The 16142-nt window shown below is 66.1% G+C and carries 13 protein-coding genes; 1 reads left to right on the top strand and 12 read right to left on the bottom strand.

The features are described 5' to 3' along the window. Positions 1–422: 422 nt before the first annotated feature. From guaA to ndk, 12 genes are all read right to left on the bottom strand, one after another. Positions 423–1988 (bottom strand): glutamine-hydrolyzing GMP synthase, encoded by a 1566-nt coding sequence (gene guaA, locus C1932_RS08505; RefSeq protein ID WP_005413109.1) that lies wholly within the window; start codon positions 1986–1988, stop codon positions 423–425. A gap of 110 nt (positions 1989–2098) precedes the next feature. Further along, the gene (gene guaB, locus C1932_RS08500) at positions 2099–3556 is read right to left on the bottom strand and encodes an IMP dehydrogenase (RefSeq protein WP_108747812.1); all 1458 of its coding nucleotides are present in this window, start codon (positions 3554–3556) and stop codon (positions 2099–2101) included. A 419-nt stretch (positions 3557–3975) separates the two neighbouring features. Then, positions 3976–4854, bottom strand: a complete 879-nt coding sequence (gene folD / locus C1932_RS08495; protein WP_108749405.1) for a bifunctional methylenetetrahydrofolate dehydrogenase/methenyltetrahydrofolate cyclohydrolase FolD — start codon at positions 4852–4854, stop codon at positions 3976–3978. Positions 4855–5046: 192 nt separating this feature from the next. Then, positions 5047–6882 carry a monovalent cation:proton antiporter-2 (CPA2) family protein gene (locus tag C1932_RS08490; RefSeq protein ID WP_108761826.1) on the bottom strand — a complete coding sequence of 612 codons (1836 nt, stop codon included), beginning with the start codon at positions 6880–6882 and terminating at the stop codon, positions 5047–5049. Between the two features lie 203 nt (positions 6883–7085). Further along, positions 7086–8222, bottom strand: coding sequence for a molybdopterin-synthase adenylyltransferase MoeB (moeB, locus tag C1932_RS08485; RefSeq protein ID WP_108761825.1), 1137 nt, complete (start codon positions 8220–8222; stop codon positions 7086–7088). 254 nt (positions 8223–8476) lie between these two features. Then, positions 8477–9874 (bottom strand): ribosome biogenesis GTPase Der, encoded by a 1398-nt coding sequence (der, locus tag C1932_RS08480; RefSeq protein ID WP_108752881.1) that lies wholly within the window; start codon positions 9872–9874, stop codon positions 8477–8479. A gap of 15 nt (positions 9875–9889) precedes the next feature. Further along, positions 9890–11098 carry an outer membrane protein assembly factor BamB gene (gene bamB, locus C1932_RS08475; RefSeq protein WP_108749400.1) on the bottom strand — a complete coding sequence of 403 codons (1209 nt, stop codon included), beginning with the start codon at positions 11096–11098 and terminating at the stop codon, positions 9890–9892. Continuing rightward, the gene (locus C1932_RS08470; protein ID WP_108755991.1) at positions 11098–11736 is read right to left on the bottom strand and encodes a tetratricopeptide repeat protein; all 639 of its coding nucleotides are present in this window, start codon (positions 11734–11736) and stop codon (positions 11098–11100) included. Before C1932_RS08470 ends, bamB begins: the two co-directional genes overlap by 1 nt. A gap of 64 nt (positions 11737–11800) precedes the next feature. After that, entirely contained in the window at positions 11801–12667 is an 867-nt protein-coding gene (locus C1932_RS08465; RefSeq protein WP_108761824.1) for a RodZ domain-containing protein, read from the bottom strand. A gap of 19 nt (positions 12668–12686) precedes the next feature. Continuing rightward, complete coding sequence (gene pilW, locus C1932_RS08460; protein ID WP_108761823.1) at positions 12687–13475, bottom strand: type IV pilus biogenesis/stability protein PilW; 789 nt, start codon at positions 13473–13475, stop codon at positions 12687–12689. Continuing rightward, positions 13462–14667 carry a 23S rRNA (adenine(2503)-C(2))-methyltransferase RlmN gene (rlmN, locus tag C1932_RS08455; protein ID WP_107232307.1) on the bottom strand — a complete coding sequence of 402 codons (1206 nt, stop codon included), beginning with the start codon at positions 14665–14667 and terminating at the stop codon, positions 13462–13464. The genes pilW and rlmN overlap by 14 nt, the downstream gene beginning before the upstream one ends. Before the next feature lie 10 nt (positions 14668–14677). Further along, positions 14678–15103 carry a nucleoside-diphosphate kinase gene (ndk, locus tag C1932_RS08450; protein ID WP_108749396.1) on the bottom strand — a complete coding sequence of 142 codons (426 nt, stop codon included), beginning with the start codon at positions 15101–15103 and terminating at the stop codon, positions 14678–14680. 351 nt (positions 15104–15454) lie between these two features. Here ndk and C1932_RS08445 point away from each other — a divergent pair, with 351 nt between their 5' ends. Beyond that, complete coding sequence (locus tag C1932_RS08445) at positions 15455–16120, top strand: TetR family transcriptional regulator (RefSeq protein WP_108761822.1); 666 nt, start codon at positions 15455–15457, stop codon at positions 16118–16120. Positions 16121–16142: the final 22 nt, after the last annotated feature.

Genomic DNA, 16142 nt, shown 5'->3' with positions numbered 1-16142 from the left:
GATAGCTGATTCAAAACAATGATGCGCTTGAAGCTCTCCTCGGGATTACGCAGTCAGACAGGAGGTAAAGCAACTCCTCCAATCACGCCCCAGCTGCTGGAGCAACTGGATTCCAGTGCGCTGAAAACTCACTTCCCAAAGAGAAGCGACGAGCAAATTAATGTGGCCAGAAGAACCATCCATGCCCTTATGATGGGCCCAATTCAATCGGCCACCCCCGTCTGCTTCAATCACCGCGAAATCCAAACCGCCCGTGCGCTGGAACACGCGAATCTCGAATTCAGGGAGGTTTACCCCTCATTCTAGGCCAGTGAGACAGGCCCTGTGACGTCCCAGGATGGCAAATGCCATCCTACAGATGAAAACGGCCTAGGCTCATTCCCTCCAACAAGGGCGCCTCTCGGCGCCCTCGTTCTTTCAACTCATTCCCACTCAATAGTAGCCGGCGGCTTCCCCGAGATGTCATAGACAACCCGCGACACCCCCCGCAACTCATTGATGATCCGGTTGCTCACCGTACCCAGGAACTCATACGGCAGATGCGCCCAATGCGCCGTCATGAAGTCAATCGTCTCCACGGCCCGCAGCGCAATCACCCACTCGTAAGCACGCGCGTCGCCCACCACGCCCACCGACTTCACCGGCAGGAACACGGCAAACGCCTGGCTGGTCTTGTCGTACAGATCCGCCTTGCGCAGCTCATCAATGAAGATGGCATCGGCCTTGGCAAGCAGCTCGGCGTATTCGCGCTTCACTTCACCCAGGATACGCACGCCCAGGCCCGGGCCCGGGAACGGATGGCGGTAGACCATGGTGCGCGGCAGGCCCAGTTCAACGCCCAGGCGGCGCACTTCGTCCTTGAACAGCTCGCGCAGCGGCTCCACCAGGCCCAGCTTCATGTGCTCCGGCAGGCCCCCCACGTTGTGGTGGCTCTTGATCACATGCGCCTTGCCGGTCTTGCTGCCGGCCGACTCGATCACGTCCGGGTAGATGGTGCCCTGCGCCAGCCACTTGGCGTTCTTCAGCTTGTTCGACTCTTCGTCGAAGATCTCAACGAACAGGTTGCCGATGATCTTGCGCTTGGCTTCCGGGTCGCTCACGCCTTCCAGCGCGGCGAAGTAACGGTCGGCGGCATTCACGCGTACCACCTTCACGCCCATGTGCTCGGCGAACATCGCCATCACCTGGTCGCCTTCCTGCCAGCGCAGCAGGCCGGTATCCACGAATACGCAGGTCAGCTTTTCGCCGATGGCCTTGTGCAGCAACGCGGCCACAACCGACGAATCGACGCCGCCGGACAGGCCCAGGATCACTTCGTCATCGCCCACCTGTTCGCGCACACGGGCGATCTGGTCGTCGATGATGTTGGCGGCGGTCCACAGGGTCTGGCAGCCGCACACATCCACCACGAAGCGGCGCAGCAGCGCCTGGCCCTGCAGGGTGTGGGTCACTTCCGGGTGGAACTGCACGCCGTACCAGCGCTTTTCTTCGTTGGCCATGGCGGCCACCGGAATGCGGTCGGTGGTGGCGGTGATGGTGAAGCCCGGCGGCGCAACGGAGACGTGGTCGCCGTGGCTCATCCAGACATTCAGCTTCGGCTCGCCGCCGTGGTCGCTCAGGCCCTTGAACAGCGCATCCGGGTTGATCACGTTCACTTCGGCGTGGCCGAACTCGCGCTGGTCAGCGGCTTCGGTAGCACCGCCCAACTGCGCGGCCAGGGTCTGCATGCCGTAGCAGATGCCGAAGATCGGCAGGCCGCTGTCGAACACTTCCTGCGGCGCGGCCGGGGCGCCCGGCAGCGTGGTCGATTCCGGGCCACCGGACAGGATGATGCCCTTGGCGCCAAACGCCGCGATCTCGGCCGGGTTGTGGTCCCAGGCCCAGATTTCGCAGTAGACGCCCAGCTCGCGGATGCGGCGGGCGATCAGCTGCGTGTACTGCGCGCCGAAATCGAGGATCAGGATCTTGTCGTTGTGGATGTTGGTCATGGCGCCCTGGCAATGCAGTAGGGAAAACGAAACTTCGAATGCTTTTTCAACAGCAGATAGAGAAAGAGGAACGGGAATCAGCTTCCTCGTTCCTCTTTGCCCGGCCCGCGTCAGGCGCGGTAGTTCGGCGGCTCCTTGGTGATCGTCACGTCGTGGACGTGGCTCTCACGCTGGCCGGCGCCGCTGATCTTCACGAACTTGGGCTTGGTGCGCATGTCGTCGATGGTGGCGCAGCCCACGTAGCCCATGGTGGCGCGCAGGCCGCCCATCAGCTGGTGGATGATGCCGCCCACCGGGCCGCGGTACGGCACGCGGCCTTCAATGCCTTCCGGCACCAGCTTGTCGGCGGTGGCGGCGTCCTGGAAGTAGCGGTCCTTCGACCCCTTTTCCATGGCGGCCAGCGAACCCATGCCGCGGTAGCTCTTGTACGAACGGCCCTGGTACAGCTCGGTCTCGCCCGGCGATTCCTCGGTACCGGCCAGCAGGCCGCCGACCATGATGGTCGAGGCACCGGCGGCCAGCGCCTTGCCGATGTCGCCCGAGTAGCGGATGCCACCGTCGGCGATCAGCGGGATGCGGTCCTGCAGCGCTTCGGCCACCAGATCGATGGCGGTCACCTGCGGCACGCCCACGCCGGCAACCACGCGCGTGGTGCAGATCGAGCCCGGGCCGATGCCCACCTTCACCGCGTCCGCGCCGCTGTCCAGCAGTGCCAGTGCAGCTTCGCCGGTGCAGATGTTGCCACCGATCACCTGCACGTGCGGGAAGTTCTTCTTCACCCAGGCCACGCGGTCCAGCACGCCCTGCGAGTGGCCGTGCGCGGTATCAACCACGATCACGTCCACGCCGGCGGCGACCAGCGCTTCCACGCGGCGATCGGTATCGCCACCCACGCCGACGGCAGCGCCGACCAGCAGACGGGTCGACAGATCCTTGGCAGCGTTGGGGAAGTCGGTGTTCTTCTGGATGTCCTTCACGGTGATCAGGCCACGCAGGGCGAAATCATCGTTGACCACCAGCACCTTTTCGATGCGGTTGCGGTGCAGCAGCTGCAGCACTTCATCGCTGGCGGCGCCTTCCTTCACCGTGACCAGGCGATCCTTCTTGGTCATGATGTGGCGGACCGGATCGTCCAGCTCGGTTTCAAAGCGCATATCGCGGTGGGTCACGATACCGGCCAGCAGGCCGTCGCTGCCCACCACCGGCACGCCGGAGATGTTGTGTGCCTGGGTCAGGGCCAGCACGTCGCGGATGGTGGTTTCCGGGCCAACGGTGATCGGGTCGCGGATGACGCCGGCCTCGAACTTCTTGACCTTGGCCACTTCCGCGGCCTGCTGTTCCAGGCTGAGATTCTTGTGGATGATGCCCATGCCGCCGAGCTGGGCCATGGCGATGGCCAGGCGGGCTTCGGTGACGGTATCCATGGCTGCAGACAGGATCGGAAGCTTCAGCTTCAGGTCGCGAGTCAACCGCGTTTCGAGGTTGACGTCCTTGGGCAGGATGGTCGAATGAGCGGGGACGAGCGAGACGTCGTCGTAAGTGAGTGCTTCAGCCTGGATGCGCAGCATCGGCATACCCGAGATGTGGGGAAGCGCGACATTTTACCCCTTTTTCACGTCCGATGGGAGGGGGTGGATGCGACGCAGTGTCGCGCGGGCAACGATCGGTTCAGGGGGCCAGGCCCGGCCGCGGGATCACCCCCAACCGGAACCGCGTGGGATCAACCCAACCGGAAAACCGCCTTTGGTAGGTGCCAACCTTGGTTGGCACGAACCGGCAGACGCCCTCACCCCATTTGGGGTCTGGATGCCGGACAGAGCGTGCCAACCCCGGAGATCCGCCTTTGGTAGGTGCAAACCTTGGTTGGCACAAACCGGCAGACGCCCTTACCCCATCTGGGGTCCAAATGACGGACAGAGCGTGCCAACCAAGGTTGGCACCTACCAAGAGCGGGTCATGCGCCCTGCCCCAGCCCACCAACCGCAGGTCAGCTCAGGGCTTCCGCCGCTTCCAACGTGTTCTGCATCAACGTGGCCACGGTCATCGGGCCCACACCACCCGGCACCGGGGTGATCCAGCTCGCGCGCTCGGCGGCGGCTTCAAACCCGACGTCACCCACCAACCGGCCGTCATCCAGCCGGTTGATGCCCACGTCGATCACCACGGCGCCCGGCTTCACCCATTCACCCGGCACGATGCCCGGGCGGCCCACGGCCACCACCAGGATGTCGGCGTTGCGCACGGCCTGTTCCAGCACGTCCTTGGGGGTGAACTTGTGGCAGCTGGTCACGGTGCAGCCGGCAATCAGCAGCTCCAGGCCCATCGGCCGGCCCACGTGGTTGCTCACGCCCACGATGGTGGCGTTGCGGCCGCGCACCGGCTGGTCGGTGTGGCCCAGCAGCGTGGTGATGCCGCGCGGGGTGCACGGGCGCAGGCCGAATTCACGCAGGGCCAGGTGGCCGACGTTTTCCGGGTGGAAACCGTCCACGTCCTTGCGCGGGTCGATGCGCTGGATCAGCCGGCGCGCGTCCGGGATGCCCGGCAACGGCAGCTGGATCAGGATGCCGTTGATCTTCGGGTCGGCATTCAGCTGGTCAATCAGGTCCAGCAGCTCGGCCTCGGTGGTGCCGGCCGGCAGATCGTAGTCGTAGGCTTCAATACCGACCTTTTCCGCCGCGCGGCGCTTGTTGCGCACGTACACGGTCGAGGCCGGGTCACCACCCACCAGCACCACGGCCAGGCCCGGGCGGCTGCCGCCGGCGGCCACGCGGGCGTCAACGCGCACCTTCAGGCTGTCGAGCAGATCCTCGGCAATACGGCGGCCATCGAGGATGCGGGCAGGAGGCGTTGCGACGGAATCGTTCATCGAATGCGGGGGCAGGCGGCGGCGGGGACGCTATTGTCCCTGATTCAGGCCCCCTCGCCCACCGCAGGATGCGGCCAGGAAGGGGTCGGATCCCTTTGCCGCAGGCAAAGGGCTCTGACCCCGCAAGCTGCGGAGCCTACGAGGCCCGGGGTCGGAGCCCTTTCCGTTGGAAAGGGATCCGACCCCGCCCCCTCATTCCTCTTCTTCTTCCGGCACCTGGTCGGCGTTCAAGGTGCGCGCCTTGCGCTTGGGTGCGGTAAACGGCGTCGGGGTCGGTACGCCCGGCAGTGCGCTGCCGAACACCATGTGCGCACCGGCGCGCAGGCTGCCGCCGGCCATTTCCAGTTCGAAACGCTCGGCGTCGCGCTCGCGGATCTGCTCGGCGATTTCCTGGGCGTCCTCCTCTTCGGCACCCAGCTCCATCAGCGCAGCCTGGCCGAACAGCAGGGCCGATTCGAAGGTTTCGCGAATCTGGAAATCGACGCCGGCATGGATCAACCGCAGCGAGTGCTCGCGGTCGAACGAGCGCACCAGCAGCTTGGCCTGCGGGAATTCGTGCGCCACCAGCTCCACGATCCGGTCGGCGTCTTCGGCATTGTTCACGCACACCGCAATGGCACGTGCGGTGGCCGCGCCGGAAGCGTGCAGCACGTCAAGACGCGTGCCGTCGCCGTAATAGATCTTGAAACCGAAGCGCTCGGCGTTGTGGATCATGTCCACGTCGTTGTCGATGATGGTCACGTCCACGTCGCGAGCCAGCAGCGACTGGCTGGCCACCTGGCCGAAGCGGCCGAAGCCGATCAGCAGCACGCTGCCGGACAGGCCATCGGCGGTGTCCACGCCTTCTAGGCTCACTTCCGGCTTGGGCGCCACGCGCTTGTAGACCAGCACCACCAGCGGGGTCAGCGCCATCGACAGCACCACCACGGCGGTGAAGTTGGCATTGATGTCCATGTTGATGACGCCGGCGCTGGCGGCGGCACTGAACAGCACGAAGGCGAACTCACCGCCCTGCGCCATCAGCACACCACGGTCCAGCGCCTGGGCGTGGTCGCTGCCCATCAGGCGCGCCACCACGTAGATGCACAGGGCCTTGGCGGCCATCAGCGCCAGCACCAGGCCGACGATCAGCGGCCAGTTGCCGGCCACCACGCCCAGGTCCAGCGCCATGCCCACGCTCAGGAAGAACAGGCCCAGCAGGATGCCGCGGAACGGTTCGATGTCCGCTTCGATCTGGTGGCGGAAGGTCGATTCGCTCAGCAGCACGCCAGCCAGGAACGCGCCCATCGCCATCGACAGGCCCGACAGCTGCATCAGCAGCGCCGCGCCCAGCACCACCAGCAGCGCGGCGGCGGTCATCACTTCGCGCGCCTTGGCTTCGGCCAGCAGGCGGAACAGCGGGTTCAGCAGGAAGCGGCCAACCAGCACCAGGCCGATGATGGCGCCGGCGCCGATGGCCACCGACAACCAGCGCGAGCATTCACCGTCGGCACTGCCGGCGCTGGGCGCCATCCACGCCACCAAGGCCAGCAGCGGCACGATCAAGAGGTCTTCGAACAGCAGGATGGAAACGATCTTCTGCCCCGACGGCAGCGCGACGTCGCCGCGCTCGGCCAGCAGCTGCATCACCACTGCGGTGGAGGTCAGCACGAAGCCGGTGGCGCCGATGAAGGCGACCTGCCAGGGCAGCCCGAACAGCTTGGCGATGCTGGTCAGCACCAGCGCGCAGGTGACGATCTGCAGCGTGCCCAGCCCGAAGATTTCCTTGCGCAGGCTCCACAGGTGCGACGGCCGCATTTCCAGGCCGATGACGAACAGGAACATCACCACGCCCAGTTCGGCGGTGTGCAGGATCGCCTGCGGGTCGGAGAACCAGCCAAGCCCGAACGGACCGATGGCCAGACCGGCAGTGAAATAGCCCAGTACCGAGCCCAGGCCCAGCCTGCGGAACAGCGGCACCATGACCACCGCTGCGCCCAACAGGGCGACGACCTTGACCAGTTCGCTGGTCGCTGCTTCTACCGCCATGCGGTGCGTTCCCCATATGCGTTGATGGGGTCAACGATAGGGGAAGTTGGTGGACGGCAATAGCACGTGCGTTGCGTTTGATTGTGCCGAAAACGGAACGATGGCAGAAACAACACCCATCATCGTTCCATTGTAGAGTCGAGCCATGCTCGACTGCTCTGCTCGGCGGGCCAAAGGCAGTCGAGCATGGCTCGACTCTACAGTCACCCGCCCCGGCAGAACGCGGCGTAATCGATATACCCGGGGAACACCCCACCCGGCGCGCACACCGGGCACGTCGGGTCCGGCGCAATGCGGCTTTCCCGGAACCGCAGGCCCAGCGCATCGAACCGCAGCAACCGCCCGACCAGCGGCTCGCCAATGCCCAACAGCAGCTTCAGCACCTCGGTGGCCTGCAGCACCCCGGCCAGGCCGGGCAGCACGCCCAGCACCCCGGCCTCGGCGCAGTTGGGCGCAAATTCCGGCGGCGGCGGCTCAGGGAACAGGCAGCGGTAGCACGGCGCCACGCCACGCTGGCGGCCGGCGTCAAACACGCTTACCTGGCCGTCGAAGCGCTCGATGGCCGCATACACCAGCGGCACCGCGTGCTTGATGCAGGCATCGTTGAGCAGATAGCGCAGCGGGAAGTTGTCCGAGCCATCCAGCACCACGTCCACGCCCTGCAGCAGGCGGTCGATGTTTTCGGACGTGACCCGCTCGCACACGGCCTCCACGTCGATGCTCGGGTTCAGCGCCAGCAGACGCTCGCGCGCCGATTCCACCTTGGCCTGGCCGACGCTGGCTTCGGTATGCACGATCTGCCGCTGCAGGTTGCTGCGCTCCACGTGGTCGTGGTCGACCAGGCGCAGGTGCCCTACCCCGGCGGCCGCCAGATAGAAGCTGGCCGGTGCGCCCAGACCGCCGGCGCCGAGCACCAGCACGCGCGCCTGCTGCAGGCGACGCTGGCCGGCCTCGCCCACCTGGGGCAGCAGCAGGTGGCGCGAGTAGCGGTCGTAGAAATCCTGATCAGCTGCGGACAGCAGCGGCTGCACCAGCGGCAGCGATTGTCCGCGCCAGGCCACGGTGCCGCCCGTCACGGAAGCCACGTTCGAATAGCCCGCCGCGATTAGCGCCTGCGCCGCATCGGCCGAACGCTTGCCGGTCTGGCAGATCAGCAGGATTTCCTGATCGGGCGCGGGCAGGTGTGCGGCCGGCTCGGCCAGCAGATCTTCCTTGGCCACGCCGCGCGCGCCCTCGGCCATGCCACCGGCACGTTCGTGCGCGTTGCGCACATCGATCAACACCGCGCCATGGGCCAGGCGCGCGTGCGCCTGCTGCGGAGAACGCTCGGGAATGCTCATGTGCCCATTGTAGGCCGGCCGCCGGGCGCGGGTGGCCGCGGTAACGACGGCGCCAGCAACGCGCGCGGTAGAGTCGACCGTTGGTCGACTGCTCTTCGCCGAATCCCGAAGCCCCGCGCTGCGCGCGGCAGTCGACTGACAGTCGACTCTACCCCGTCGTTTTTCCCCGTCCGGTTTTTCCGGTCCGGTTTTTCCCTTCCGGTTTCCCCGGTCGGTTTCCCACGAAAAAGGCGGCCCTGCGGCCGCCTCTCGTATTACTTGCCCTTCACGTGCTTCATCAAGCGCCGCTTGGCCTTGACCTGCCGCTCGGTGAGGACGTTCTTCTTGCCCTCGTACGGGTTGGTACCCTCGCGGAAGATGAAGCTCACCGGTGTGCCGATCAGCTTGAAGCGCTTGCGGAAGAAGTTTTCCAGGTAGCGCTTGTACGATTCCTGCAGCTCCTTCAGGCGCGTGCCGTGCACGATGAAGGTGGGCGGGTTGGAACCGGCCGGGTGCACGTAACGCAGCTTGGAGACATGGCCGCGGATGGTCGGCGGCGGGTTGGTCTCGTACGCCACTTCCAGCGCCTTGTTCACTTCGCTGGTGGTGAAGGTCTTGTTCGCCGATTCGTGCGCGCGGTGCACGGCGCGGAACAGTTCGCGCAGGCCCGAGCCATGCTTGGCCGAGATGCGCACCGATTCGGCCCACGGCACGAAGCCCAGCTTCAGCGACAGCAGGGTTTCGGCCTGCTCGCGCTGGTACTCGGTCAGGCCATCCCACTTGTTGATGGCGATCACCAGTGCACGGCCGGCATCAAGCACGGCGCCCAGCACGGTGGCGTCCTGGTCGGTCACGCCTTCGGTGGCGTCCAGCATCAGCACCGCCACCTGGCACTGCTCGATGGACTGCATGGTCTTGACCACCGAGAACTTCTCGACCACTTCGTCCACGCGCGAACGGCGGCGCAGGCCGGCGGTATCGATCAGGCGGTAGTCGCGGCCGTCACGCTCCAGGTCCACCGCAATCGAATCGCGGGTGGTGCCCGGCACGTCCGAGGCGATCATGCGCTCTTCGCCCAGGATGCGGTTCACCAGCGTCGACTTGCCCACGTTGGGGCGGCCGACGAAGGCGATGCGGATGCGGTTCGGGTCGTTGTCCAGCTCTTCGCCGCTGCCTTCTTCGGGCAGGCGCTGGATCACTTCGTCCAGCAGGTCGTCCAGACCCTGGCGATGGGCGGCCGATACGGTCAGCATTTCGCCGAAGCCATAGCGGGCGAATTCCGAACGCACGTTGTCCTCGTCGGTGCCGTCGATCTTGTTGATCAGCAGCAGCGTCGGGCGCGAGAGCTTGCGCAGCCAGGCCAAAATCTCATCGTCCATGGCCGAGGTGCCCTCACGGGCATCCACCACGAACAGGATCAGATCGGCTTCGGCAGCGGCGGCACGGGCCTGGCGCGTGGTCGCGCCAGCCAGGCCTTCTTCTTCTTCGGCAATACCGCCGGTGTCGACCACCAGGAAGTGGTTGTCTTCATCCAGGCGGCACACGCCGTAGTTGCGATCGCGGGTGACGCCGGGCTGGTCATGGACCAGGGCGTCACGGGTGCGGGTCAACGCATTGAAAATGGTTGACTTGCCGACATTCGGCCGTCCAACCAGGGCGACCAAAGGCAGCATCGCGATTACTCCGTATTAATTTGCCAACCGGAAGGCGGTCAGCTTGCCATCAACGTTCTGCACCAGCAGCAATCCGTCGGCCACGATTGGCTGGGCCAGCAGGGCGTCACCGCCGCTCTTGGCCCGCGCCGCCAGTGCGCCATCGGACGTCTGCAGCCAGTGCAGGTATCCCTTGTAGTCACCCACCACCACGTAATCGCCCTGCAGCGCCGGGCCGGTGAGCGAGCGACGGGCCAGTGCGGTCTGCGACCACATGGCAGCGCCACTGGTCTTGTCCAGGCCGAACACCCCGCCCTTGTTGTCGGTTACGAACACATTGCCCGAAGACACCGCCACGCCACCGGCGCCGCCGTGGTCACGCGCCCACAGCGGGCGACCGGTCGGGCCTTCGATGGCCATGGTCTGGTTCTTGAAGCTGCTGACATACAGCGTATTGCCTTCCAGCACCGGGGCGCCGTCGACGTCGGCCATGCGCTCCAGCTCGGTACGACCTTCGCCGCTGGCCAGGCTCTGGTCCCACAGGGTGCGGCCGTCCTGCATGGCCAGCGCGGACACGGCGCCGTCATCCTTGCCGATGAACAGCACGCCCGGGCCGGTGACCACCGGCGCGTTGCCGCGCACGGTCAGGGCCGGCAGTTCGCTGGGGTTGAACCACTTCTGGGTGCCGTTGCCGGCATCGAAGGCGGTCACCCGGCCATCGTTGCTGCGCACGAACACCAGGCCGTTGGCCACGGCCGGGGCGGCGATGACTTCGTTGGGCACGCGGGCGCGCCACTTTTCGCTGCCATCGTTGATGTCCAGGGCAATGACCTGGCCGTCCAGCGTGCCGATCACCACCAGGTTTTCACCCACGCCGGGGCCGCCGGACAGGCGCAGCTTCGGCTTCTTCTTTTCCTTGGTCGGTTCCCAGGTCCAGACCTTCTTGCCGGTCTGCAGGTCGATGGCATGCACGCCGCCGGTAATGGCCGCGGCGAACACGTGGCCATTGGCCACCACCGGGCCCTGGCGCACGCCAATGCGCTGCTCGCCCTTGCCCAGGTTCACCGACCAGGCCTTGTTGACCTTCACGGTCGGCTCGAACTTCACCAGCTCGGCCGGTTCCTGCGCCTTCTTGGCGGCGGCATCCTTACCGGCGAACCAGCCCTTCATGGTGCTGCAGCCGGACAGCGCCATACCGAGCAGCAGCACGGAAGCGACGCGCGTGATCATGACCTTCTGACTCATCAAACCGACTCCGCAGGGGCGGCGACGGTGCCGCCAGCGTCCATAACCTTGGTTTCCAGCAGGCGCCGCTGCGGCGCTGCCACGTCCAGCGTTTTCAGCGCCTTCTCATACTGTTCGCGCGCGGCGTCGCGCTTGCCCTGGGCCAGCAGCGCATCGCCGTGGATTTCCAGGCTGCTGCTGTCGGTGGCACTGCCCAGCAGCTTGATCGCCTCATCGCTCTTGCCGGTAGCCACCAGCAGGCGCGCCACGCGCTGGTCGACCACGCGCTGCAGGTCGCCTTCAACCTTGACCGCGCGCAGGGTGGCCAGCGCTTCTTCGTTCTTGCCCGCGTCCACCTGGGCCTTGGCCAGCTGCAGGGCGGCCAGATCGCCGTAGATGCTGGACGGGCCAGCCTCCAGCGCCTTCACCGCCTTGGCGGCGTCGTCCAGCTTGTTCTGTTCCAGGCCGACCAGGGCTTTCTGGTATTCGACATTGGCCGTGGCCAGCTTGCCGCCCTGTTGCTGCTGCCACCACTGCCAGCCGGCAATGGCACCGATGGCGATGACTACGCCACCGATGATGCTGGCGCCATTGCTCCGCAGCCAGCTGCGGACGCGTTCACTTTGTTCGTGCTCGTCGAGCAGATCGTCGATCGCCATGCGTACTCTCGCCCCGCCCATCGGGAGGGACCATTGGGATTATCGAAGGTGGTGAAACCGCGTCTCAGTGTGAAACCGGGACAACGGAGCCTTCAGAGGATACCTGAAAGCGGGCCACGTTGGCTCGCTGGTAGGGGCTCAGATCGACGATAGCGCCGTTCTGCTGAACCTGCACCGCCGAGGCATTGCCCAGGGTGACGCGGGTTACCTGGCCGGGGGTGAAGCTGCGGCGCTCGCCGGCCTTGATCAGGGCCTTCTCGACCGTGCCGCCGTCGGGGCCGGCAATATCCACCCAGCTGTCGCCACTGAACTGCATGTCCAGGTTGGCGGCGGCCGGCGCAGCGGCCGGGGCCGGGCGCGGCACCGGGGTGAGCGAGGCCACGTACGGCGCGGCCGGCTTGGCGGCCGGGGCGGCCACCGGCGCGCTGGCAACGGCGGCATCGCCGCCTGCCACCGGCGGAGTGACCGGCACGGCGGCGGGAATGGCATCCAGCGAGGCGGTACTGGGCGCTGACGGGGTGGCATCGAAGTGGCCGCGGGTGGCGAACCACACCGGCACCGCCAGCACGGCAGTAATGCCGACGTACAGCGCACGGCGGCCGAGGTTTTCGGCAATGCGGCGCGCACGCGGGGTATGGGTATGGCTGACCAGGGTGGGCGGTACCACCGGCCCCACCTGGGCCTGTTCCAGCAGCTGGCTGATATCCACGTTCAGCAGGCGCGCATAGCTGCGCAGCTGGCCGCGCACGAACACCGGCGCGCCGAGCTTCTGCCACTGCTCTTCTTCCAGGGACTTCACCACCTGGACGGGCATGCGCAGGCGCGCGCCAACGTCTTCAAGGGTCAGCCCGGCCGCCTCGCGGGCCTGGCGCAGGCGGGTGCCGCAGCCGGCCGCAGTATCGAGAGCGCTCACAGTCTGGTCATCAATCACAATGCATCAACCCTGGAGTTTAGGAGCCCGCATCCTGCGGAAATTCCTGTCGAATGCGCTGCAGATAACGATCAGATGCCGCCTGATCGCCCAGTCGCGCTTCGATGTCAGACGCAAGTTGTAACACGGAACGCGTGGCCGGTGCAGCCGCAATCCTACGTTCGGCGAAGGCCCGCGCGGCCATGTACTGGCCCTGGCGGAAGCTGAGCTGGGCCATCGCTTCCAGCGCCACCGGGTTCTGCGGGGCGTGCTGCAGCGAGGTCCGCAGGTCGCGTTCGGCACGCTCGACCTGGCCGGCATCGAGCGCACAGCCCCCGGCGTTGGCCAGTGCCGCGGCGGGGGTGGCATAGCCCGGCGCCTGCAGGGCGCGGTCGAACCAGACCAGCGATTCGGCGGCCTGGCCGTGCTGGCACAGCCAGGCGGCGTAGTTGTTCAGCACATCGCCGCGCTGCGGGGCCAGTTCGGCGGCGCGGCGGAAGCCGTCGCCGGCCTGCTGCTGGCGGCCACGGCGGTCTTCCACCCCGGCCTGCAGCATCAGCGCATCCACGCCGTTGGGCTGGATCTTCAGCGCCTGCCGGGTCTTGCGCTCGGCCTCGTCCAGATTGCCGACCTGCAGGTCACGGGCGGCCAGCGCCAGCATGTCGTCGTACTTGAACTGCTGGCGCACGTTGGGGTCGTCGCGCACGGTGTGCACCGGGGCCACGCCGCCGGGGCCGATGGGAATTTCAGAAGTGGTGGTACAGCCGCTGGCAGCCACTGCCAGCATGCCTGCGAACAGGGCCGGCAACCGGCGGTCAGGCCGCTGCATCACTCCCCTTCCCTGCCTGCAGCGTCTTGTTGAACTCTGCCTGGCGGCGCGTGCGGTCCATCACCTGGCCCTTCAACTGGCCACAGGCCGCGTCGATGTCGTCGCCACGGGTGCGGCGGACCATGGTCAGCACGTTGCTGTCCAGCAGGATCTTCTGGAAGGCGCGGATATGCGCTTCTTCGGAACGCTCGTAGCGGGTGCCCGGGAACGGGTTGAACGGAATCAGGTTGACCTTGCCCGAATCCCTGGCCTGTACCGCGTTGTCGAACTGGTGCATCAGGCGGGCCAGCTCGCGCGCATGCTCGGGCTTGTCGTTGATGCCCTTCATCAGGGTGTACTCGAAGGTGACCGACTCGCGGCGCTTGTTGGCGCGCAGGTAGCGGGCACACGAGGCCATCAGCTCGGCAATCGGGTACTTCTTGTTCAGCGGCACCAGCGTTTCGCGCAGCGCGTCATTCGGCGCATGCAGGGAAACGGCCAGCGACACGTCGCTTTCGGCGGACAGGCGATCGATCTGCGGGACCAACCCGGAAGTCGAAAGCGTCACGCGCTTGTTGGCCAGGCCGTAGCCCAGGTCGTCGCGCATCACGCTCATGGCGCGCACAACGTTGTCGAAATTCATCAGCGGCTCGCCCATGCCCATCATCACCACGTTGGTGAGGCGGCGCATCTGGTGCGGCACGTTGCCCAGGTGGCGCGCAGCCACCCACACCTGGCCGATGATCTCGGCGGTGGTCAGGTTGCGGTTGAAGCCCTGGGTCGCGGTGGAGCAGAACGTGCAGTTCAGGCCGCAACCGACCTGCGAGGACACGCACAGCGTGCCGCGGGTCTTGTCGGGGATGTACACGGTCTCGATGGCGTTCTTGCCATCCACGCCCATCGCCAGCAGCCACTTGTGGGTGCCGTCGGCGGAGGGCTTGTCGAACACGATGTTGGGAACAACGACCTCGGCATGGGCCTGCAGCTTGGCGCGCAGGACCTTGCCGAGATCGGTCATTTCATCGAAATCGGTGACGTAGCGATGGTGGATCCACTTCATCACCTGATGGGCACGGAATTTCTTTTCGCCGAGTTTTTCGACGAAAAACTGTTCCAGGCCCGCGCGATCGAGGTCGAGCAGGTTCTGCTTGCCAGCCGTGGGTGCCGACTTCGGCAGCGGCTGGATGGCGGGGGACTGTACGACCTCGTTCACGGCATCACTCTCAGCGCGAAACGACTTCGGTGGCGGCGAAGAAGTAGGCCACTTCAATGGCGGCATTCTCGACCGAGTCCGAGCCGTGGGCGGCGTTGGCATCGATGGAATCGGCGAAGTCGGCGCGGATGGTGCCCGGCGCAGCGTCCTTCGGATTGGTGGCGCCCAGCAGGTCGCGGTGGGCCAGGACGGCGTTCTCGCCTTCCAGGGCCTGGATCATCACCGGGCCGGAGATCATGAACTCGACCAGCGCGTTGAAGAACGGACGCTCGCGGTGCACGGCGTAGAAGCCTTCGGCTTCACGGCGCGACAGCTGCTTGTACTTGGCGGCCACGACCTTCAGGCCGGCCTTCTCGAAGCGGGCGTAGATTTCGCCGATGACGTTCTTGGCAACGGCGTCCGGCTTGATGATCGAAAGGGTGCGCTCCAGCGCCATGGGATGTCTCCAATGGAATCGGGCCGCTGATGGCCCGAAGGGTAACATGAAAAAAACCCGCGTCGGGACGCGGGCTTAGCCTGATAAACGTGCGCGGATTGTAAAAGATCCCGCGTAGTAGTGCCAGCCCATGGCTGGCAGCCGCGCGGCCACCCGGGGTCAGACCCCCGCAGGGGCTCTGACCCCCTTCCCCAGCCCGGCCTTGGGGTCGGAGCCCCTTCGGGGATCCGACCCCGGTCCTTCGGGTGAATGCCCTGTAACCGGCCCGGTGATTTTGCTGCACTGCAAAATGCCATACGCCCCCGTCTGGTCCTAGTATCAAACAATCGTTTGATTAAGGTCCGCCGCCCCATGGCCAAACCCGCCCACTTCTCGACCAAGGACCGGATCCTCGGTGCCGCCGAGGAGCTGTTCGCCCAGCACGGGTTCGCCGGCACGTCGCTGCGCCAGGTCACCAGCCAGGCCGACGTGAACATCGCGGCGGTGAACTACCACTTCGGCTCCAAGGAAAACCTGGTCAACGAGGTGTTCCGCCGCCGCATGGACGAAATGACCGCCGCGCGCCAGGCCCAGCTCGAACGCGCCCGCAGCGAACACCCCGGCCAGCTGCGCCCGGTGCTGGCCGCCTTCGTGGAGCCGGCACTGGCCATGGCCCAGGACCGCCAGAGCGGCGGCGCCTTCGTGCGCGTGATCGCCCGCGCCTACGCCGAAAAGAACGACAACCTGCGCAAGTTCCTGTCCGATCACTACGGCCATGTGCTGCGCGCGTTCGGCAAGGCCATTGCCGAATGCGTGCCCGGCCTGAGCAAGGAAGAGCTGTACTGGCGGCTGGATTTCCTGGCCGGCTCGCTCACCTACGCCATGGCCGACTTCGGGCTGATCAAGCGACCCGCCGGTGTCACCGAAGCGGCGCATCGTGCCCATGCCGCCCACGAACTGATCCACTTCGCCGAAGCCGGGTTCCGCGCCGCCGCACGCGACAGCGCCCTGCCCGCTTCCATTGATTCCACCCAGTAACTGCTGACCAACAAAGGCCCTA

The organism is Stenotrophomonas sp. YAU14D1_LEIMI4_1, from assembly GCF_003086815.1.
Classification (GTDB): Bacteria; Pseudomonadota; Gammaproteobacteria; order Xanthomonadales; family Xanthomonadaceae; genus Stenotrophomonas.
This window is presented reverse-complemented; position numbering and strand designations above follow the sequence as displayed.

Coding starts and splice junctions, on each gene's coding strand:
- guaA (WP_005413109.1), bottom strand. CDS start 1,988: ATGACCAACATCCACAACGACAAGATCCTGATCCTCGATTTCGGCGCG.
- guaB (WP_108747812.1), bottom strand. CDS start 3,556: ATGCTGCGCATCCAGGCTGAAGCACTCACTTACGACGACGTCTCGCTC.
- folD (WP_108749405.1), bottom strand. CDS start 4,854: ATGAACGATTCCGTCGCAACGCCTCCTGCCCGCATCCTCGATGGCCGC.
- C1932_RS08490 (WP_108761826.1), bottom strand. CDS start 6,882: ATGGCGGTAGAAGCAGCGACCAGCGAACTGGTCAAGGTCGTCGCCCTG.
- moeB (WP_108761825.1), bottom strand. CDS start 8,222: ATGAGCATTCCCGAGCGTTCTCCGCAGCAGGCGCACGCGCGCCTGGCC.
- der (WP_108752881.1), bottom strand. CDS start 9,874: ATGCTGCCTTTGGTCGCCCTGGTTGGACGGCCGAATGTCGGCAAGTCA.
- bamB (WP_108749400.1), bottom strand. CDS start 11,098: ATGAGTCAGAAGGTCATGATCACGCGCGTCGCTTCCGTGCTGCTGCTC.
- C1932_RS08470 (WP_108755991.1), bottom strand. CDS start 11,736: ATGGCGATCGACGATCTGCTCGACGAGCACGAACAAAGTGAACGCGTC.
- pilW (WP_108761823.1), bottom strand. CDS start 13,475: ATGCAGCGGCCTGACCGCCGGTTGCCGGCCCTGTTCGCAGGCATGCTG.
- ndk (WP_108749396.1), bottom strand. CDS start 15,103: ATGGCGCTGGAGCGCACCCTTTCGATCATCAAGCCGGACGCCGTTGCC.
- C1932_RS08445 (WP_108761822.1), top strand. CDS start 15,455: ATGGCCAAACCCGCCCACTTCTCGACCAAGGACCGGATCCTCGGTGCC.